This is a genomic window from Cyanobium sp. Tous-M-B4, from assembly GCF_024345395.1.
GTDB lineage: Bacteria > Cyanobacteriota > Cyanobacteriia > PCC-6307 > Cyanobiaceae > Cyanobium_A.
This window is the reverse complement of the sequence record NZ_JAGQBA010000005.1, coordinates 252740-269889: the sequence shown is the minus strand read 5'-3', so window position 1 is coordinate 269889 and position 17150 is coordinate 252740. Positions and strand designations below refer to the sequence as shown.

Sequence of the window (17150 nt, the reverse complement as noted above, 5' to 3'; positions counted from 1 at the left end):
TGCAGAAGATGAGCCGACTTTCGTAGTAGCCATGCCAGACGAGACCACTCCAGACGAGAGCATGCCCGGCGGAAGACCATCCCATGTAGTCGTCGTCGGAGCCGGGTGGGCTGGTTGGGGCGCAGCCAAGGCACTCTGTGAAGCCGGTATTCGTGTCACCTTGATTGATGGGATGGCCGATCCAACAGGCAGTCAACCAATCACAACCAAAAGCGGCAAACCTTTCGAGGCAGGAACCAGAGGGTTTTGGAAAGACTATCCCAACATCAATGCCCTAACCGATGAACTCGGCGTTGGCGATATCTTCACTGAATTCACAACCAGTGCCTTCTGGTCTCCCGATGGGTTGGAAGCAACAGCGCCTGTCTTTGGAGAGGCACCCCAATGGCCAAGTCCCCTTGGTCAGATGGTGGCGACAATCACAAACTTCACACGACTGCCCATTCAAGACCGCCTCAGTATCGCAGGGCTTCTCTATGCGATGCTTGACCTATATCGCAGCAACAAGACATTCCAGCAGTACGACGATCTTGATGCGCAATCACTATTTATCAAGCTTGGCATCAGCGATCGGCTCATCAATGATTTCTTGCGCCCCACCTTGCTGGTTGGCTTGTTCAAGCCGCCCGAAGAGCTTTCGGCCGCGGTCACCATGGAGCTCCTCTATTACTACGCCCTGGCCCACCAAGACTCATTTGATGTCTGCTGGATCAAGTCGAAAAGTATCGCCGAACATCTGTTTGCACCTCTGAGTCGCAGGCTGATCTCCCGCCATCATCTGCAGGTCCTTGGGGGAACGTTGGTGAGACAGGTGAATGTGTCGCCCGACTCGCAGCGCATCAGCTCGGTTGAGGTTAAGAACGTAGCAACTAATACAGTTCAGGTGATTGACGATGTGGATGCTGTGGTCTTGGCCATTGGTGCAAAAGGTCTCAAGTCTCTGATGGCTCAATCTCCAGAACTCAGCAAGGCAGCACCAGAGCTTGTTAGTGCTGCTTCGCTTGATTCCATCGATGTAGTGTCAGCACGTCTATGGCTGGATCGTTATGTTCCAATCGCTTACCCAGTCAACGTGTTCTCCCGCTTCGAATCACTGAAGGGCTCTGGGGGCACTTTTTTCATGCTGGATCAGCTGCACAAGGATGCTCAGCAGGCTCTTTGGGGTGATGAGCATCCCCAGGGCTCTGTGGTCGCCAGCGACTTTTACAACGCATCGGCTATTGCAGCGATGAGTGATCAAGAGATTATCGATCTGCTCACGCGCGACCTACTCCCCATCGCTCATCCAGAATTCACCAATGCCAGGGTGGTTGATGCCGAGGTGCGGCGCTATCCAAGCTCGGTGTCGCTCTTTTCTCCGGGAAGTTTCAGAAAACGGCCACCCTTGGAAACCTCAGTGCAGTCGATCGTCTGCGCTGGCGACTGGGTGCGGATGGGCGACAAAGAACATGGAGCCAAGGGTCTGTGTCAGGAACGAGCCTATGTGTGCGGGCTGGAGGCAGGGAACTCCCTAATCAGACGCAAGATTGTCAGCGGAGCCGATCACTCCCATCCCGTTCTCCCTATTCGGGCAGACGAGCCACAAGTCGTTCTAGGCCGTGCTCTCAACAAGCTCGTGATGGATCCAATCGAAGCACTTGGTCTGAAACTGCCGTGGTTCAACTCCTAACGAGTGCTGAACTGATGACCAAGCTCATTTATTGCCCTCTCGCTGGGGGTGCCCTGCAGCTTGCGGGCAAAGGCAAAAGCCTTCTCGGCAAGGATCAGCCGCATCTTTTTGACGGGCTGATAGCCGTGAAACACAAGCAGCTTAGATTCGTCTCAAGCGCGGCTTGTTGAGGTGATGCACTGCATGCACCACCACGCCAAATAGCCCTGAGCGATCAAATACCTCCAGGTCCAAAGGAATTGCTGCCTCGCCTGGCCTCACCGGTTCAAGCAACCACTGCTCCCACTGAAGCAGCAGCGGCCGCATCAGGAAGCTGCCCTGATAGGCAACGACGACAACATGGCCGGATCAGGTTAAACATTGCGGTCGACCGCCATCAGGTCGCCATCCTTACCATTTTTGTAACTATTTTATAAAGAGCGCCATCGCAGGAGCAAAGAATTGCTGCGCCAAGTCATCCGAAATTTACTCTACAAAGACAAAGGTGTGCTGGTAAGTGCCAGCTTTATTTTGCTTGCTTGTCACCGTGCCTTGCACGCCGACATACTCACCGGTTCCACCTACGATGACTGCTGTGCCTGACTCGCTATTACTGGCGAAGCCTGGTGCTTTGGACGCAATGTATTCCGAGGCGCCCAGTGCCAGTATCTGGCCCTTGCTCATATTGAAGGCAAGCTCGCGGAAGCGATCAACTTCTGCGGTTTTGTTAATGGTGACATCAAAAGTGGTGAGCTGACCAATGACCTCTCCAATATTTTTACTATCTGCATTTCTCAAAACACCAGCGAAAAATAGACGTTCACCGGCTCTAGTCGATGTAATTTTTTCATTTGTGTCATTCACAATCACCGGCGCATCTTGAAATACGACGAGCGTTTTAGTCTTAGTTTCTGCTGTGCACCCTGAAAGAGTTGCAGCCATGAATGAAAGTGCAATCATCCCTCCTGTAAATTTCTTAAACATTATGAATCTCTTTTATTGGATGAGTAATTGTGGTTCATCATATATCTTTTCTCAAGGAGTCCCTGATCGCCAAGATTGAGGGCACCCAGCCTCTTCGCCGTCGCAAGCTTGACGCCCTAAAGGGCAGATCACGGCGCAGCAGGAGGGGATCTTCTTCTGGCCGGCAGAACTCGGGCTGGGCGGGATAGGTGGCCATGGGATTCGGCGCCAGGTGTGGCGCAGCGATGGGACCGATCCCAGAGGCGTACTGACGCAGAAAGGAAGCACAATGGAGAGGACCCGGAGTAAGCCCCACCGGAAGCCCACTCAGCCAGGGCGAGTCTTCTGCGCAGCTCAGGACAGATCCGGGTTCTCTCAGCTGCCTGCTTCTAGCCAGGGAACCAGCTTCCCCCACCTTGTTCCAGGTTTTGCATTTGGGATCAGCCAGCCGTTAGGTGGCGTTGCCGTCTGGCCCGTTCTTGGTGACGACCAGGACCGGTGCACCAGGCCAGCCAATCCGCCAAAGCTGCTCACCACCTGCCAACACAATCAAATCGCCGGTGGCAGGGTGCTTGAGGTCTGGGGCCATCGCTGCACCGTAGAAAGCCACAGGCGATTGGCTGCCAAGCCGCTGCTCCCTCCGGCGCGAGCGGAACAAGGACAACCGCAGGTGGATTGCTCGATGGATCGCCTGCTGGGTGGCTCAGTTTTCGATGTCGCCTGAAAGCCGGTGTCGCACCTCACGGTGCGACACCGGCATGGCGCTGATCTCGAGCTGCTAAGCAGCAGCGCGGACTGACATGCATTCTCGGAGCTTGAACTGGTGCTTTTGATGGCCGCGGTTGTGCCATTGGTTGCGCGGCCCTGTCGCTTTCTGCGCTGGCGGAGCGGGCCGGCCCGATCAGGCTGGCGGGCAGCACTTTCAGCTAACGCCATGCTCCGCATCCACGGCGACCGCAACAGCCTGCTGGCGGCCCTTTCTGCCCACTGGGTCGACCAGCAACTGCAGATCCCGCCGCCGCACAAGCCGCAGGTGCGGCCGATTCGCCGCCTACCAGTGCTGCTGCGCTGAACGGCCCTGGCAGCAATAGATGGACAGGGCCTCACTCCACCCCGCTCAGCTGCTGGCGCAGCGACGAGACCGATCCCAGCGGAGGTCCGGCGTCAGGAGGGCCTCAAACTGGAGAGGACCGGAGCAAGCCTTCCCCGCGTAACCGATCAATCTGCTGCAAGCCATCCGCCAACGGAGGTGCCAACCTGGATGCCATCAGTCCTTCAGTTGGAGAGCGCCAGTGGGAATCGCGATCGAGCTCAATGACCAACAGGCCCAGGCCTTGAGCGAAACAGCACGCCGGCTCCACGTCAGTGAGGCCGATCTCGCTTCTGCTGCAGTGCGGGATCTGGTTGCTCGGCAATCGGTTGATTTCCAGACCGCTGCAGATCGGGTGCTTAAGAAGAACCAGGAGCTCTATCGCCGGCTGGCCTGATGCGCTGGCTGAGCCTGGCGGAGGTGCTGGAGCTGCATCGTCGCTTGATCGAGCAAAGCGGTGGCATGCCCGGTCTGCGGGACCTGGGCCTGCTGGAGTCATCCCTCTCCCAGCCCCACCAGAGTTTTGGCGGTGTTGATCTCTACCCAGGACTGAATGCCAAAGCCGCAGCTCTGGGGTTCTCCCTGATCCAGAACCATCCCTTCGTGGATGGCAACAAGCGGATCGGCCATGCCGCCATGGAAACGACCCTCGTGCTGAACGGCGTCGAGTTGACCGCCACAATCGATGCTGCCGAGGCCGTTGTGTTGGCAGTGGCCAGCGGCGAGCTTGATCGCGAGGCCTTCTCGCGCTGGGTCGCAGATAACCAGCAGACGACCGAACCGTTCTGATCCGTATCAGCAACCTGCGGTTCAGTTCCTGCATGCCCTGGGCCTGGCAATCGGCATCGCATTGGTGTTAGCGATCCAGCCGCGTCAGCACTGCTCCACCCAGCAGCCCCAGCAGCAGGTTGAGAGTGGAATCAATGCCGGCCGGCTTGAGGCGTGATGTCTGGCATTTGCATCGCTCCTGTCTGATCCCCAACGCACAACGGCCCATGCAGCAACCTCAGCGCGACGGCAGCGCCACCATGGGCAAGTTGGCCATCGCGACGTCGCTGCTGTGCTCCTCGCCACCGGCTGCAGGCTGGAAATCCGCTGCCCGGTGGCCACGCCCCTGCTGGCCCTGGTGCACCCCCACACCAGCCTGCTGCCAGAGCTGCGCAGTCCTGAACAGGTGCGGCTAAGCCCCGATCGCATCTATGAGCTGCTCAGCGATAGCGCCGGTAACCGCTGGAGTCGCCTGATCGCCTCCGCCGGTGTCACCACATTCACCTATGAGGCCAGGATCGAGCTGCCCGACAGCTGCGATCCCGTGGTTCCCGCCGCCACGGCCTGCGCGGTGCAGGCACTGCCGGTGGACACCTATCCCTTGCTCAACCCCAGCCCCTACTGCGACACCGCCGCGCTGATGACGTTTGCCTGGGACACATTCACCGCGGTGCCCCCCGGCTGGGGGCAGGTGCAGGCGATCTGCGACTGGGTGCACGAGCACATCCGTTTCGACTACGACGCGGTGAGCCCGGAGAAGAGCGCCAGCGACACCCTGCGCGATCGCGCCGGCGTCTGCCGCGATTTCGCCCATCTCGCCATCACCTGCTGCCGCTGCCTCAACATCCCCGCCCGCTACTGCACCGGCTACCTCGGTTACACCGGCATCCCCCTGGGCGAGGCGCCCGTGGATTTCTCCGCCTGGTTTGAGGTGTTTCTCGAAAACCGCTGGCATGTATTTGATGCACGGCACAACATCCCGCGCTGCGGCCGGGTGCTGATTGCCCGCGGCCGCGATGCCGCCGATGTGCCCTTTCTGCGCTCCTTCGGGGCGCACGAGCTGGTGGGGTTTGCAGTGACAACTGAGCTAGCGGCCGTCGACTCCGAGACAGGAGAGGTTGCCAAAGAAGAGCCCGCCGCCAGACCGCTGCTGGCCTGAGCCCGGGTGTGCTGCGCTAGCTGCGCTGGCGCGGAGGGCAGTGATGGTAAGCGGTGCAGCCATCTGGGGACGGCAGAGAGAACCCAACGCCCAAACTGTCCCGCTACGGATGAAAGGTCACAGCCCCCCGGACCTGCCTGCAAGACATGTGGTGAGCGACCTGCTGACCCTGCCTCTGGCGCAATGGCTGGATAACTTCCCGACAGGCGGCGACCCCGGTCCCGATGTCGAGGAGGCGCTCAGCGGCAGCTGAGGAACTCCTCCACCGACATGCCGATGTCTTTGGCGATTTGGCGTAGCAGCGGCGGTGCAATGTCGCGCCCTTTATAAGCCGGGACCGTCGTGCAGCGGCCTTTGGCATCACGGAACTGCTGGTGGGAGCCGCGCTGGCGAACCGCCTCAAACCCCAGCTTCTTGAGGATATCTGCAACCTCCGATGGCTTGAGAACGGGCGTTGACCCCACCCTTTAAGCCGCCACGGAAATTTGCTGCAGACCTACGAAATCACTTTCCAGAGTCGGTTCGCCATCCTCCAAGAGCATGGAAATCACCTCCTCAAGGTTGGCCTGTAGCTCATCAAGGCTTTCACCCTGGCTATGAGCCCCGGGGAAGCCGGGGACGTAGCCCACCAAGAGCCCGGTCTCAGGGCAGCGCTCAATCACCGCTGAAAACGTGTGCATGGTGGTGGACTCCGTCTTGCCATTCTGCTGCGGACAGCCCAGGCCCGAGAAAAAGGGGCAATAGAGCAGAAGCAGTTGCTGCTGGCGCAGTGGCGATGGGATGAATCCGAACCGTGAGTAGAAGCCGGCCTGCTCGGCGAGCAGCAACGTCCGCCGGATCGCGTCCTGCAGCAAGGCTGGCAAGGATGAGCACAGGGAGCTGGAAGCGCCCATGCCCTGCGCCTGGCGAGTGAACAGATCTTGCAGAGCTTGATTGACCTGTTCAGGACGCCCCAGTAAATCCATCAGAGCCTGGCCTTGGGAGCCCTAGACCATGAACAGGCGCTGATCATGGAGTGTTTGCTCGGCAGGGAGGCAGGCACTGTTGAGGGTGAAGTCTGTGAGCGATTTGTGGCTCACTTCGGCGGCACGGCGTGGCGCGCAAGCCGAGACGGGCAGCGGATCCGCCAGGTCGATAGTGCTGGGGTTGGCGGCGTTCTTGGCAGGGCCCGGGGGCTGCTGGAGAACGAGCTGGCGCTCTGCACCGTCGATGCCTATCCCGCGTCGTCGTTGGGCAGACGGTGTTTCATGCGCACTGGCATCTGATTCCCATGCGAACAGGTGATGACAAATCCCTCCGCGGAGGGGTTCGAGGGGGTATTAAGGGCAAACAGCAGTACTGAGCCGTGGCCACCAAGACGCCAGCGCGCAAGAAGCTCGATCGGTCAGCGGTCTTAGCAAGGATCGAAGAGATCCTCTCGGCTGGGGCTCCGGATGCCGACAGCCTGTTGGCATTCGCAGAGTTCATCAACGGAAAGCCGTTCCCTGAACCCGTTCTCACGCTGATAGAGCTCAAAGAATCAGTGTGCAAGGTGTTTGGCAGCAAGAACGCCACTGAGCTGCGCAAATCAAGTGAGTTTAACCTCGCGATGGCGGGCCGAACATTTGATCTGAAAACAAAGGCAGATTGGCTCAAGCTCTACCGGGAGTGGGTTGGAGTTCCCCATAGCGAGCGCGCCAAAACGGGCAAAACATCCATTAACGGCATCGATGTCTTAGAAAATTTCAGGCCGTGGCATGTGTTCTCACTCGATCCTTCAACAGCCAGTGCCGATGACATCAAAGATGCCTTCCGCAGGCTTGCCAAGGAACACCATCCCGATGTTGGCGGCGATCCGCGAGTGATGGAGCGGCTCCAAAAAATGCGTGACTCCCTTCTTGCCTTCCTGTAAACAAGCTGATGACGACGACATCCAACCGATCACGTGATGCCTTCTCCTTTCAGGAGACAGCAAGAATCCTTGGCATCAGCGCGAAGAAGCTCAGTGGTATTTGCCAGTTCTTTGATGCCCATGCTGATGATGAATGGGAGCTAATTGAAGGGGAGTTCTTTGAATACGAACCTGGCCAAGCTCGCAGCCGCCGCTTTTACGAAGAAGGCGTGATGGCCCTGGCGAAGTACCTGGAGGAGAAAGAAGGTGGAAGCATCCTGGCCAAGATTTATGAGTTCTTCACCCAGCATCGTGCGCGGGTGACACGCACACTCGTCAAACGGCGCATCATTCAAGTTACCCAAGATCGAAGCTCCATCCAAATCCGAGGTGATCTGGTTTTTCTTGAACAGCGCTCTTTTGTAAGGGTGCTGGGCACCAACGGCAAAGGGATGGCTGGCACCATTACAAGAATTCAAGAAGAAAGTTCTGGACTAGAAGGTGCTGAGGGATTAGAGATCGGTGTGCATTTTGATAGCTTTGAGGGCAAAGACCAACGTCATTGGAGCCAGCGCGGCATTGTGCGTTTGGCAAAGACGATGAGGGATAAAGGCAGGATCACCAAGGCGCGAAAGGCTTGGGTAAAAGCTGTTGCCGATGTGGCCGAGGAATGCTTTGAGGTCCAGCGAAAGCTGCTCGAAAGCCATGAAGCCAGGGTTAAGGAAGCAAAGGACAAGGTTCGTCAGAGGGCACTACGAAAAGATGGATCTGGCTGTGCCATCTCCGGTTACAAACCATCTGAATCCGATCAGTATTCAGTTGAACTTGAGGCGCATCATCTGTTCGATGCCAGCTCACGCCCCGATTTGGCAGCCTATGAAGAAAACCTAATCGCCATCAGCAGCAGTATTCATCGAAACTTCCACAAGTGGATGGGAGCCAAGCCTTGCGAGCCCAAAGACTTTGTTGACTATCTCTTGGGCAATGAGATGAGCCATTTTGATGGGTCACCTAGTGTCAAAAAGAGGAAGGAGCAGAAGCTCCAAAAGCTGATGAATCGGCTTGAGCTGCTACAGGCCAGATTTGAAGGAAATCATTTGCTTTACTAACTCTTTATTGGACGGTTCCGTGAACCGAGGCGTGCACGCCCCGTGCCTTTCCGATAACCAAAGACGACTCGGGTCGTTAATTCTCTGAGACTTTTTGACCTGCATAGGGTCTTTCAAAACCACACCCCAAGATAGCCGTGGTTCACGGGTCCGCGAACCAACTGTTCCGATGGCTACAGAGCGTCTGCGGGACTGCGTACACCGTGGGGCCCTCGATTTAAGACGTGGGTATAGATCATGGTGGTACTGACGTCCTTGTGACCGAGCAGCTCCTGGATCGTGCGTATGTCCTGGCCCCTCTCCAGTAGGTGAGTGGCAAAAGAGTGACGGAAGGTGTGACAGCTGGCCGCCTTGGTCACACCGGCTTCAAGTAGTGCCCGCTTCACAGCCTTCTGTACCACGCTCGGATCGATGTGGTGTCGCCCCTGAGCACCAGATTCTTTGTCGCACCATCGCTTTTGCTGGGGGAACACCCACTGCCACGCCCATTCACGGTCCGCATTCGGATACTTGCGGGCCAAGGCATATGGCATCAACACGCGGCCCCAACCCGCCGCCAAATCACTCAGATGCAGCTGGCGCACTTGCTCCAGATGCTCCTGGAGCCCAGGCACCAAGCTCTGGGGCACCATCGTCATCCGATCTTTGCCGCCTTTCCCATCGCGCACTGCGAGCTCTCGCCGCTGGAAATCCAGATCCTTCACCCGCAGCCTCAGTGCCTCCATTAGCCGGAGACCACTGCCGTACAACAGCCCAACCACTAGCGCAGGCTCACCCTCCAGCCGTTCCCGTACCGCCCTCACATCGCCTTCACTGAGCACCACCGGCACCCGCTGTCGCGTCCGCGCACGCACCACCCCATCGAGCTCCAGCTCGCACTCCAGCAGATCTCGGTAGAGAAAAAGCAACGCCGCCAGAGCCTGGTTCTGGGTGGAGGCGCTTACCTGCTCTTCCACAGCTAGGTGGCTCAGAAAGGCATTCACCTCGTGGCTCCCCATCTCCCGGGGGTGGCGCAGGTGATGAAAACGCAGAAACCGCCGCAGCCACTGCTCGTAGGTCTTCACCGTGCGGCGCGCGTAGTGGCGTGTCTGAAGTAATTCCCGATAACGCTGAATCAGTCCAGGAGGTTTGACTACAGGGGCCATGGTTGTTGGTAGTTGGTAGTTGGTTCTCTACAGAGTTCCCCTACGCGACCATCAAGCGGCTCGTTCCCTTTCCCACCAACTTGCAGCCTGCTACCACTGGGGGGATCCCCTGCTTCGGGTAACCAATCCATGCACGACTTGCTGGAATCCCTGGTCGCCACCGACGGCCTTGATCCCCAGGAAGCCCATGCCAGTTTTATGGGGTACAACAGGTCAATACCCAGCCAGGATCAATGCCCTCCTACTGGTGGGTGAACCACAAACAGACCTACCGGCAGGAGACTGACGGCGGCTACATCTGGTCGCCGAAGGCCAATGCCAACGGCGCCCGCAATGTGAGCTACGACAACCTCACCCGCTGCCAGCGGGGGGATGTGATGTTCAGCTATGCGAATGGGCGCATTAGCCAGTTGGGCCTGGTGGAAACGGCGGCGGTCACGGCCACTAAGCCCCCAGAGTTCGGCTTAGCAGGGGAGAACTGGAGCCAGGAGGGCTGGCTGGTGCGGGTGAACTGGCAGCCGCTGCGCCAGGCCCTGGTGCCGCAGACATTCTTTGAGTTGCTGCAGCCGCTGCTGCCGGAACGCCACAGCCCGATCAGCACCAGCACAGGCCGAGGCAATCAGGGGGTGTACCTGGCGGGGCTGAGCGAAACCCTGGGGCTGTTGCTGCTGAAGCTGATCGAAGACCACGCAGATGCAGCGGTGCGGGTGCACCTGGTGGTGCTGGCGGAGGAGGGCGCCTACACCGAGGCCCTGCTCGATGACATGCAGCGGTTGCGGGAGGTGCCGAGCAGCACCGAGCGCGATGCGCTCACCAAGGCGCGTCTGGGGCAGGGGTTGTTTCGCCATCGGGTGGCGGATCTGGAGCCGGCCTGCCGGGTTACGGGCCTGGCGCGGCAGGAGTTCCTGGTGGCGAGCCACATCAAACCCTGGCGATCATGCGACAACAGCGAACGGCTGAGCGGATCCAATGGCCTGCTGCTCTCCCCCCATGTGGACAAGCTGTTTGATCGCCATTGGATCAGCTTCGATTCAGGCGGCGAGCTGATCTGGCAGCACGAGGCGGCAGGCGAGGCCTTGCGCTGCTGGGGCATCGAAGGTGCGAATTTGATTAGACCGTTTAGCCGGGAGCAGGAGGCGTTCTTGAGTGCCCACCGGGAAGCCTTGAGGGACTGAGGCCCATGGGGTCAAGATGCTTGGGTTGGTTTGGCCTTAAAGGTTGATCTGGCTGGCAGCTACCGGCCCAGGCAGGCTCCAGATCACGGATGACAAACCACCAGTCCATTTGCCAGATGATCGTTGATGATCCGGGCCCTGCACCAGCACTCTCCTTGGTTCTCTGATTTCCCTGGCGCGATACACCGTTAATGGCCTGGCCTTAGTTGCCCGCGTCAGCGATTTCGCCCCTCAACCAAAATCCTTCAGAGCGCGGGGCTTCGTCACCGAGCTTTTTCGTGCAACCCAGAGCTATGGCTGACCTCTCCCAGATTCACCAGGCCCTGGTTGAGGACTACCGCGAGTCCTTTGTGATTGCAGCCGGCCAGCTGCTCGCCCAGCCCAGCTGGAACCTGGAGGCCACCATTGTGCTGATGCACCTAAACAGCGGCGGGGTCACGATCGGGCCGGTACGCAGCCTTCCCCTATGGCTGGAGCACCTCCCGCCTGAGCTCGATGCCTTCGTGCGGCTACAGGAGCAGGGGGTGAACTTTGAGGAGGCCTATGCCCAGTGCCTGGCCGAGCAGGGTCAGGAGTTTGTCGATGCTTGCGAAACTGCCAAACAGAACAAGCCCCTGGTCACCCACGACAACCTCGCCGAGCTCACGGCTCTCTCCCAGAAAGGCTTTGCCCGGGAGCCCCGCGAGCTGCTGGCACTAGCCCAATGGTCCGACCATGTCAGCGGCTTTCTGGTGTCCTGCGAGCCTTACCGCTGAGTAGAAGGAGAAGTCCTCCAGCTATCAGGCTCACTCCTCTTCTGGGCTGCCCAAAGGAATCAGCTTGATCTCGAACTCATCGCCGGGCTTGAGTTTGAGACGTCACGGGGGATGGCGTTTAAAATTGGCTGATTGTTCCATGCAGTCAGCGCTGGGCGCTGCCGCCATGAACCCTGCCGATTACGCCACTGAACAGCCCGAGGCTCCCTTCTCCGTGCGCCGCAGGCAGCGGGGGGGACGACGGATCGTGCAGGTGAGCAGCTCGCTCAGCGCTATGGATGCTCTGCGGGCACGGATCCGTTCCCAGAGCAAAGCGGTGGCAGAGCACATCGCCACCGATGCGGAGGCCAGTGCCTTCATTGCCGACTGGGCCTCGCCTGAACCCCTCAACCGCTGAAGACAGGCGTGGACTTGCGGGCTGGGCAGATCATCACCGTTGATTGGCGCAAAGATCCAAAAGACCCTGGGCTGGACCCTCAGCCTCCGGAGCACAACAAGCTCCGGCCGCTGTCGTCGTGCAGGACTGCGAGCTGTTTGACCCTGCCTATCAAACAGTGCTGGTGGTGCCGATGACTGGCGACCCCTCGCTGGCGATGGCCGATCTGACTGTCGTGCTCCAACCCAACAGCACCAACGGCTGCAGGAAGGTGAGCTATCTGCTGCCACCGAATGCTGCGTGACTACCACCGAGCTGCAGCAACTCCGCTAGCTGGTTGTGTTGGTGATCGGTGGCTTCTCTTGAAGAGCCGCAAGCAGCTCAACCGAGGAGCAGCTCACTCCTCTTCTGTGCTGCCCAGGGGAATCAATTTGATCTGCTTACGGCCCAGCTTAATCTCGAACTCATCGCCTGGCTTGAAGTCTAGCACGGCTGTGTAGGCCTTGCCCACCATGAGATTGCCGTTGAACTGGATCTTGGTGGTGTAGCTCCATCGTTGGTTTCTGCCATAAGTGCTATTCCTCCGGCTGCGTTGTGGATGGTCTTCTGGCTCAGGTGATCACCGCCGCCAGAGCCCCAGCCACTCGTTGTCGCGCTCTGGGGCTGAGCCCTGCGCTGGCTCCCAGAGTTCCTGGCGGAATCCGGCTGCCGCCAGCTGCTGCGCCAACAGCGCCGAGTCGCTTCCCCAAGGGGGACCATCCGGGCGCTGGTGGCACCAGAACAGACCCAGCAACCAGCCCCCGGGGACTAGCAACCGCGCCACGGTGTCGAGATAGGCCTCGCGCTGGGCGGGATCAATCGCGCAGAAGCAGGTGTGCTCCAGCACGCCCTGCAGGCTGCCGGTGCTGATGCCGGCTGCCGCCAGTGCCGCTCCATCGAAGAGATCAGCCTGCAGCCAGCGCAAGGCAGCGCGATCGGAACCATGCACCGCTTGGGCGCGCTCAATGGCCTCACCGCTGAAGTCCAGCCCGATCACCTCGTAGCCGAGATCGGCGAGCAAGGCCGCCTCATGGCCCCGGCCGCAGCCGGGCACCAACACCCGACCCGGTGGTTGAGGTGCTCGGCTGTCAGTGCGCAGATAGGTATCCAGAGGCGGCGCGGGCTTGCCCAGCTCCCAGCGATCACTGCCCTCGCGGTAGCGCTGGTCCCAGTTCGATGCGGCCATGGTGCGGATCTCAGCAGCACAGCATTCAAAAGGCGACCCGTGGGGGGCGCCTTAGCACCGGTTGCGGCGGTTACCTCCTCACACAAGGTTTGCCGCTCGGGTGTCTGTTGGTTCACGCATCACCTGTCTGGAGCCTGACAGGAAAGGAATAGGGATCACGTTTGGGAGAAGAGATGCTCAGGGCTTGACCTTCTCGGTTGTGATCCAGACCCGGGTTATGCAGCCCGGGGATGTAATGGGCGGGAAACAAAACTGGCGTATCGCTCTCTGCGGTTGCGGGATGGCATTCGCGCCATGCCATCGCGTTCACTCTGATGAAACATTCGCACCTCCGTTGCGTGCACCGGCTCGGGTTGGCTTCCGGGCCTCCCCTCAACTTCAAAGTACGCCGCTTTTCAAGCGGTGGTGGCTGTCAGGAGTACCTGTTCCCGTACTCCCGGTCCCACAGTCAGCGCAGGGATTCGCAGGCTTCTCCATCCCCGTTTCCATCTAGATAGCTGTGTCCCTGGCGTAGCAGCTCCTGGGCTTTGGCATAGGAGCTGATCTCGCTGCAGCGGTAACGGCGGCCGCCTGGGGTTGTGCCATCAGGAATTACGGCTGAGCGGCGACCTCGCCGGAAATCCCAGGGCCGAGTAATGCCGCCGGGCACCTGCCATACCCCTAGGCGTGCACGACTGGCCCGATCTTCTGCTTCTAGATAAGCCTTGGCATCACAGCCGCTCAGGTACTGGCGGTAGGCAAAGGCCTGGCTGTCTTCCACCAGCGCCAGGTTTATGTTCACGCCGCTGAACACCTCGGCCACCGAGCGGCCATAGCGATCGGTGGTTTTGATGTTGAGGCCTATCTCCCTGCCAATGGGTAGGCGCTGCTGCAAATAAGTGCGGGCCTGCTGGCCGTATGGGCTTTGGGCCGTCTCGGGGGCATCAATGCAAGCCAGCCGCACGGTGAGCGCCTTACCCGCCTGGCGCACCCGGATGGTGTCGCCGTCACCGATGGAGAGCACGGTGGCCTTGACGCCCTGAGCGACTACCTCGCTTGGCCAGGCCAAGGCCGCCAACGCAACCACACCCAGCAGAAACCTTCTAGCCATTGCCGGAGTTTGCACCGGCAGCCTTTTCATGCGGTTCCTGCATGACTTGGTTGCAGCTGGCTGATCTGCGCCAATCTGTATCTATGCCTCAAAAGACGCTGGGCCGCAATCAGCTGCTTCTTGCCTGCGCGATTGCAACTTTGGCGGCAGGAAGTGCCCTAGCCCAGCAGCCGGTGCAACCCCTGCCCAAGGTGGGGGGCTGCCCGCTTGGCTACTACAGCTCTGGCGGCTACTGCGTGCCCAGCTCCGGGGGCAACACCCGCGGCGCCATCGAGAAAAGCGGCGCGGCCTGCCCGCTGGGTTTCTATTCCTCTGGCAACTACTGCCTCAGTAGCCGCAGTAACGAACGGGAAGCGAATCAGAAAACCGGCAAGTCCTGCCCGCTGGGTTGGTATTCCTCTGGCAGCTACTGCGTCAAGAGCCGCTGAAGCCTGTCCTGCTGGCAGTTCTATGTTGCAGAACCTGCTGAGCTGCCGTGCCCCAGAGCGAGCTACTGCGGTTTCTGGCGCAGGTGAAGGCTGATCCAGCCCTGCGGCAAATGATGGCTGATGCCCTCACCGCTGATGAGGTGTCGCTGCTGGCCCAAGAGCGGGGCTTTCTGGTCTCTGGCAGCGACATCCTGCGCTTCCATGGCCAGTCGGCTTCTGGGATCCGCATCAGCCGGATCGACCACCCTGGCGAATATCCCGGCCGCTACTACTGAGTGCGCTTTAGCCCGCGATCACAACAAACAAAAAAACCCCCAAGGTTTGCCCCGGGGGGCGTCGTGTCCTCACACGCTGAAGTGTGGAATGGGCTAGCGAAGCTGCTGACGTTGGCACCTGGGGCCTTGCATTCCAGGTGTGGGGCGGATGATCCTCCTGAGGGCACCTGTGGCGGTGCGGCTGGAGTGTCGATAAGTCAGGCGCACAAGGTGTGAACTGCACTGGGGAATGCTGCTCTCTTGCCCGGCTGAACGACCCGCTCACGAATAGATAAAGACTTTTGGAGCAGGGGCCTGGCGTCAGCGTGCTCTTTGAACCTGGCGGGGTGGCGTGTCGTCCATGTTGGGCGCCTCCTTGGTTGATAAACACAGCATCGCTGCGCTAGCTGCTCAGCACAATCAGCTTTTAAACGCATTGCTTCTGGCTGCAGATCGGAGCAAGGTGGGATTGCTTTGTGGCCTGCAGCAGCTCAGGCACTGCGTAATGGTGGCGGCGTCCACTGCGGCGTGCAGACCTGCCAGCCGGATCTGCGCTTCTGGGCCCAGAGCTTGATCGCCTCATCTCGCATCAGCTCCCTGCGATGTTTGAGCAGCGGTGGCTCTCCACTGGGCATCACTTCCCCCAGCGTCACCTCCAGCTTCTGGCTCCAGCGGTCGTAGCGGCAGGGCTGGAAATGGAGCAACTGACGGCCATCGCTTAGCCAGCCCTCTTGCGGAGACAGCGGCGGCCGGCCGGGACTATTCGTGACGTTCATCGAGAGCTGCTCAGGCCACCTCCGGCGCCCAGCCCTTTTGGCGCACCATGTCGTCAGTCCAGCCCTGGCAGCTGCTGGTGAGGTGCTCGCCATGGGCGATTAGCCCCTGGTGCAGCTGAAAGGTGAGCACCGGGATGCAGTTCACCCCGGCGTGGTGCCCTGATCGAGGTAGGGCCACTCCTCGATAGGGGTATCAATCCGGGCGGGAAGGGCCGCAGGCCGGGGAGAAGGGATACCCATGAGCCACTACAGATGCATACAAATGTACTGGCGCCCAGCCGTTCGGCTCGTCTACAATGTGTACACATCCCTCTGGGTCTGCTGTGGCTATCCGTGTTGGCATCCGTGAGCTTCGGGCGCGCCTGGCCTCTCACCTGGAAACGGTCACCCCGATCGAGGTCACGCGACATGGGCGAACCGTTGGGCTCTATGTGCCCCTGCCCCAGGAGTCGGATCTCAGTGAGCATGAGCGGCTGATTGAAGCGGGCCGGCTGATGCAAGCCGAGCTGCAGCGGCTGGGGCTTACAGAAGAGGAGCTGGCTGCTGACTTCAAGGACTGGAGGCAAGCCCAGCAGCAACAGGCCCACGCCTGATGGCAGAACGCAAACGGTTGGTGCTGGACGCCAACATCCTCATCCGCGCCTGTCTGGGTGTCAGGGTGCGCGCCCTGATCGCCGACTTCACTAACGAGGTTGACTTCTATGTCGCAGAGGCCAATGCAGCAGAAGCTGCTGGATACATCGGCGAACTGGCGACACGTCGAGGACTCGATCCACACATCTGCCACGAGGCCTTCCTCAGCCTGATGGATGTGGTGCAGGGGGTCGACACCCCCTTGATTGAAGGCGCCAAGGACGAGGCGCTGAAACGCATCCGGGACCCAGCCGACTGGCCTGCCCTGGCCTTGGCTTTACAGCTGGAGTGCGCGATCTGGACTGAGGACCAGGATTTCTTTGGCACCGGCGTGGCCACCTGGACCACCGCAACGGTGCAGCGTTACTTCGAGAACTGAGCCTTCAAGCAGGCAGGTGGTGTTGAGAGGCAAAGGCTGTGAAATTCCCAAAACCCAGTCAACGCAGGGCGACGGCAGAAATTGGCAGCCAAAACCAAGAGGACAGCGCTGAGAGTCTCTGCAGCGCAGTGGATCCGAGGAACTGCCGTCAAACTGCCGTCAAAACCTGCCGTCAGGTTGACCTAGGTCGCAAGCCAAGAAACGCAAAATCCTTGTGCTGCAACTGATTTGAATAATCGGGGCGACAGGATTCGAACCTGCGACCTAGTGCTCCCAAAGCTCGTGAAATGGGGTCCTTCGGACCGGT

General features: G+C 59.7%; 26 protein-coding genes and 1 pseudogene. 15 read left to right on the top strand and 12 right to left on the bottom strand.

Features of this window, described 5'->3' with window-relative positions; translation table 11 throughout:
- Positions 1-31: 31 nt before the first annotated feature.
- Positions 32-1669, top strand: a complete 1638-nt coding sequence (locus KBY73_RS11745; RefSeq protein ID WP_254937274.1) for an FAD-dependent oxidoreductase — start codon at positions 32-34, stop codon at positions 1667-1669.
- Between the two features lie 141 nt (positions 1670-1810).
- Here KBY73_RS11745 and KBY73_RS11740 read toward each other — a convergent pair whose 3' ends face one another.
- From KBY73_RS11740 to KBY73_RS11730, 3 genes are all read right to left on the bottom strand, one after another.
- Positions 1811-1975: a hypothetical protein gene (locus KBY73_RS11740; protein WP_254937273.1), complete on the bottom strand. Its 165-nt coding sequence runs from the start codon at positions 1973-1975 to the stop codon at positions 1811-1813.
- Positions 1976-2134: 159 nt separating this feature from the next.
- A complete protein-coding gene (locus tag KBY73_RS11735) occupies positions 2135-2590 on the bottom strand; it encodes a hypothetical protein (protein WP_254937272.1) in 456 nt (151 codons plus the stop codon).
- 472 nt (positions 2591-3062) lie between these two features.
- Complete coding sequence (locus KBY73_RS11730; RefSeq protein ID WP_254937271.1) at positions 3063-3200, bottom strand: hypothetical protein; 138 nt, start codon at positions 3198-3200, stop codon at positions 3063-3065.
- A 345-nt stretch (positions 3201-3545) separates the two neighbouring features.
- Between KBY73_RS11730 and KBY73_RS11725 the strand changes: the two genes are divergently transcribed.
- From KBY73_RS11725 to KBY73_RS11710, 4 genes are all read left to right on the top strand, one after another.
- Positions 3546-3683 carry a hypothetical protein gene (locus tag KBY73_RS11725; protein ID WP_254937270.1) on the top strand — a complete coding sequence of 46 codons (138 nt, stop codon included), beginning with the start codon at positions 3546-3548 and terminating at the stop codon, positions 3681-3683.
- Between the two features lie 220 nt (positions 3684-3903).
- Positions 3904-4098 (top strand): DNA-binding protein, encoded by a 195-nt coding sequence (locus KBY73_RS11720; RefSeq protein WP_254937269.1) that lies wholly within the window; start codon positions 3904-3906, stop codon positions 4096-4098.
- A complete protein-coding gene (locus KBY73_RS11715; protein ID WP_254937268.1) occupies positions 4098-4490 on the top strand; it encodes a type II toxin-antitoxin system death-on-curing family toxin in 393 nt (130 codons plus the stop codon). The genes KBY73_RS11720 and KBY73_RS11715 overlap by 1 nt, the downstream gene beginning before the upstream one ends.
- A gap of 271 nt (positions 4491-4761) precedes the next feature.
- On the top strand, positions 4762-5628 hold the full coding sequence (locus KBY73_RS11710) for a transglutaminase family protein (protein ID WP_254937267.1): 867 nt from the start codon (positions 4762-4764) through the stop codon (positions 5626-5628).
- Between the two features lie 239 nt (positions 5629-5867).
- Here the strand turns inward: KBY73_RS11710 and KBY73_RS11705 are convergent, their stop codons facing one another.
- From KBY73_RS11705 to KBY73_RS15150, 3 genes are all read right to left on the bottom strand, one after another.
- Positions 5868-6092 (bottom strand): type II toxin-antitoxin system HicA family toxin, encoded by a 225-nt coding sequence (locus KBY73_RS11705; protein WP_254937266.1) that lies wholly within the window; start codon positions 6090-6092, stop codon positions 5868-5870.
- Between the two features lie 3 nt (positions 6093-6095).
- A complete protein-coding gene (locus KBY73_RS11700; protein ID WP_254937265.1) occupies positions 6096-6482 on the bottom strand; it encodes a type II toxin-antitoxin system HicB family antitoxin in 387 nt (128 codons plus the stop codon).
- A 132-nt stretch (positions 6483-6614) separates the two neighbouring features.
- Positions 6615-6707 (bottom strand): DUF1778 domain-containing protein, encoded by a 93-nt coding sequence (locus KBY73_RS15150; RefSeq protein WP_396097035.1) that lies wholly within the window; start codon positions 6705-6707, stop codon positions 6615-6617.
- Positions 6708-6973: 266 nt separating this feature from the next.
- Here KBY73_RS15150 and KBY73_RS15080 point away from each other — a divergent pair, with 266 nt between their 5' ends.
- Both KBY73_RS15080 and KBY73_RS11685 read left to right on the top strand, forming a co-directional pair.
- Positions 6974-7519: a J domain-containing protein gene (locus KBY73_RS15080; RefSeq protein ID WP_254937263.1), complete on the top strand. Its 546-nt coding sequence runs from the start codon at positions 6974-6976 to the stop codon at positions 7517-7519.
- A gap of 8 nt (positions 7520-7527) precedes the next feature.
- Positions 7528-8607, top strand: coding sequence for a hypothetical protein (locus KBY73_RS11685; protein WP_254937262.1), 1080 nt, complete (start codon positions 7528-7530; stop codon positions 8605-8607).
- Between the two features lie 173 nt (positions 8608-8780).
- Here KBY73_RS11685 and KBY73_RS11680 read toward each other — a convergent pair whose 3' ends face one another.
- A complete protein-coding gene (locus KBY73_RS11680) occupies positions 8781-9752 on the bottom strand; it encodes an integron integrase (RefSeq protein ID WP_254937261.1) in 972 nt (323 codons plus the stop codon).
- A 233-nt stretch (positions 9753-9985) separates the two neighbouring features.
- Here KBY73_RS11680 and KBY73_RS11675 point away from each other — a divergent pair, with 233 nt between their 5' ends.
- The 4 genes from KBY73_RS11675 to KBY73_RS11660 all read left to right on the top strand — a co-directional run bounded on the left by KBY73_RS11675 (position 9986) and on the right by KBY73_RS11660 (position 12362).
- Complete coding sequence (locus KBY73_RS11675; RefSeq protein WP_254937260.1) at positions 9986-10927, top strand: HNH endonuclease; 942 nt, start codon at positions 9986-9988, stop codon at positions 10925-10927.
- A 293-nt stretch (positions 10928-11220) separates the two neighbouring features.
- Entirely contained in the window at positions 11221-11682 is a 462-nt protein-coding gene (locus KBY73_RS11670; protein WP_254937259.1) for a hypothetical protein, read from the top strand.
- Positions 11683-11821: 139 nt separating this feature from the next.
- Positions 11822-12079, top strand: coding sequence for a hypothetical protein (locus KBY73_RS11665; protein WP_254937258.1), 258 nt, complete (start codon positions 11822-11824; stop codon positions 12077-12079).
- 118 nt (positions 12080-12197) lie between these two features.
- Complete coding sequence (locus KBY73_RS11660) at positions 12198-12362, top strand: hypothetical protein (RefSeq protein WP_254937257.1); 165 nt, start codon at positions 12198-12200, stop codon at positions 12360-12362.
- 93 nt (positions 12363-12455) lie between these two features.
- Here the strand turns inward: KBY73_RS11660 and KBY73_RS11655 are convergent.
- The 3 genes and pseudogenes from KBY73_RS11655 to KBY73_RS11645 all read right to left on the bottom strand — a co-directional run.
- Positions 12456-12632 (bottom strand): annotated as a pseudogene (locus tag KBY73_RS11655) (AbrB-like transcriptional regulator); the annotation flags it as partial.
- Between the two features lie 45 nt (positions 12633-12677).
- Positions 12678-13283: a methyltransferase domain-containing protein gene (locus tag KBY73_RS11650; protein WP_254937256.1), complete on the bottom strand. Its 606-nt coding sequence runs from the start codon at positions 13281-13283 to the stop codon at positions 12678-12680.
- Between the two features lie 448 nt (positions 13284-13731).
- Complete coding sequence (locus KBY73_RS11645; protein ID WP_254937255.1) at positions 13732-14331, bottom strand: thermonuclease family protein; 600 nt, start codon at positions 14329-14331, stop codon at positions 13732-13734.
- A gap of 83 nt (positions 14332-14414) precedes the next feature.
- Between KBY73_RS11645 and KBY73_RS11640 the strand changes: the two genes are divergently transcribed.
- Positions 14415-14801, top strand: a complete 387-nt coding sequence (locus tag KBY73_RS11640; protein WP_254937254.1) for a hypothetical protein — start codon at positions 14415-14417, stop codon at positions 14799-14801.
- 47 nt (positions 14802-14848) lie between these two features.
- Positions 14849-15076: a Nif11-like leader peptide family natural product precursor gene (locus KBY73_RS11635; protein ID WP_254937253.1), complete on the top strand. Its 228-nt coding sequence runs from the start codon at positions 14849-14851 to the stop codon at positions 15074-15076.
- Positions 15077-15546: 470 nt separating this feature from the next.
- Here the strand turns inward: KBY73_RS11635 and KBY73_RS11630 are convergent, their stop codons facing one another.
- Both KBY73_RS11630 and KBY73_RS11625 read right to left on the bottom strand, forming a co-directional pair.
- Positions 15547-15831: a DUF1651 domain-containing protein gene (locus KBY73_RS11630; RefSeq protein ID WP_254937252.1), complete on the bottom strand. Its 285-nt coding sequence runs from the start codon at positions 15829-15831 to the stop codon at positions 15547-15549.
- 10 nt (positions 15832-15841) lie between these two features.
- Positions 15842-15976, bottom strand: coding sequence for a hypothetical protein (locus KBY73_RS11625; protein ID WP_254937251.1), 135 nt, complete (start codon positions 15974-15976; stop codon positions 15842-15844).
- Between the two features lie 178 nt (positions 15977-16154).
- Between KBY73_RS11625 and KBY73_RS11620 the strand changes: the two genes are divergently transcribed.
- Both KBY73_RS11620 and KBY73_RS11615 read left to right on the top strand, forming a co-directional pair.
- On the top strand, positions 16155-16424 hold the full coding sequence (locus KBY73_RS11620; protein ID WP_254937250.1) for a prevent-host-death protein: 270 nt from the start codon (positions 16155-16157) through the stop codon (positions 16422-16424).
- Positions 16424-16843 (top strand): PIN domain-containing protein, encoded by a 420-nt coding sequence (locus tag KBY73_RS11615; protein ID WP_254937249.1) that lies wholly within the window; start codon positions 16424-16426, stop codon positions 16841-16843. The genes KBY73_RS11620 and KBY73_RS11615 overlap by 1 nt, the downstream gene beginning before the upstream one ends.
- Positions 16844-17150 lie beyond the last annotated feature (307 nt).

What these genes read in the sequence shown, in the direction of transcription:
- KBY73_RS11715 (WP_254937268.1), top strand. Translation starts at nt 4,098, where the DNA reads ATGCGCTGGCTGAGCCTGGCGGAGGTGCTGGAGCTGCATCGTCGCTTG.
- KBY73_RS11665 (WP_254937258.1), top strand. Translation starts at nt 11,822, where the DNA reads ATGCAGTCAGCGCTGGGCGCTGCCGCCATGAACCCTGCCGATTACGCC.
- KBY73_RS11650 (WP_254937256.1), bottom strand. Translation starts at nt 13,283, where the DNA reads ATGGCCGCATCGAACTGGGACCAGCGCTACCGCGAGGGCAGTGATCGC.
- KBY73_RS11675 (WP_254937260.1), top strand. Translation starts at nt 9,986, where the DNA reads ATGCCCTCCTACTGGTGGGTGAACCACAAACAGACCTACCGGCAGGAG.
- KBY73_RS11640 (WP_254937254.1), top strand. Translation starts at nt 14,415, where the DNA reads ATGACTTGGTTGCAGCTGGCTGATCTGCGCCAATCTGTATCTATGCCT.
- KBY73_RS11630 (WP_254937252.1), bottom strand. Translation starts at nt 15,831, where the DNA reads ATGAACGTCACGAATAGTCCCGGCCGGCCGCCGCTGTCTCCGCAAGAG.
- KBY73_RS11615 (WP_254937249.1), top strand. Translation starts at nt 16,424, where the DNA reads ATGGCAGAACGCAAACGGTTGGTGCTGGACGCCAACATCCTCATCCGC.
- KBY73_RS11735 (WP_254937272.1), bottom strand. Translation starts at nt 2,590, where the DNA reads ATGGCTGCAACTCTTTCAGGGTGCACAGCAGAAACTAAGACTAAAACG.
- KBY73_RS11730 (WP_254937271.1), bottom strand. Translation starts at nt 3,200, where the DNA reads ATGGCCCCAGACCTCAAGCACCCTGCCACCGGCGATTTGATTGTGTTG.
- KBY73_RS11670 (WP_254937259.1), top strand. Translation starts at nt 11,221, where the DNA reads ATGGCTGACCTCTCCCAGATTCACCAGGCCCTGGTTGAGGACTACCGC.
- KBY73_RS11685 (WP_254937262.1), top strand. Translation starts at nt 7,528, where the DNA reads ATGACGACGACATCCAACCGATCACGTGATGCCTTCTCCTTTCAGGAG.
- KBY73_RS11680 (WP_254937261.1), bottom strand. Translation starts at nt 9,752, where the DNA reads ATGGCCCCTGTAGTCAAACCTCCTGGACTGATTCAGCGTTATCGGGAA.
- KBY73_RS11725 (WP_254937270.1), top strand. Translation starts at nt 3,546, where the DNA reads ATGCTCCGCATCCACGGCGACCGCAACAGCCTGCTGGCGGCCCTTTCT.
- KBY73_RS11740 (WP_254937273.1), bottom strand. Translation starts at nt 1,975, where the DNA reads ATGCGGCCGCTGCTGCTTCAGTGGGAGCAGTGGTTGCTTGAACCGGTG.
- KBY73_RS11745 (WP_254937274.1), top strand. Translation starts at nt 32, where the DNA reads ATGCCAGACGAGACCACTCCAGACGAGAGCATGCCCGGCGGAAGACCA.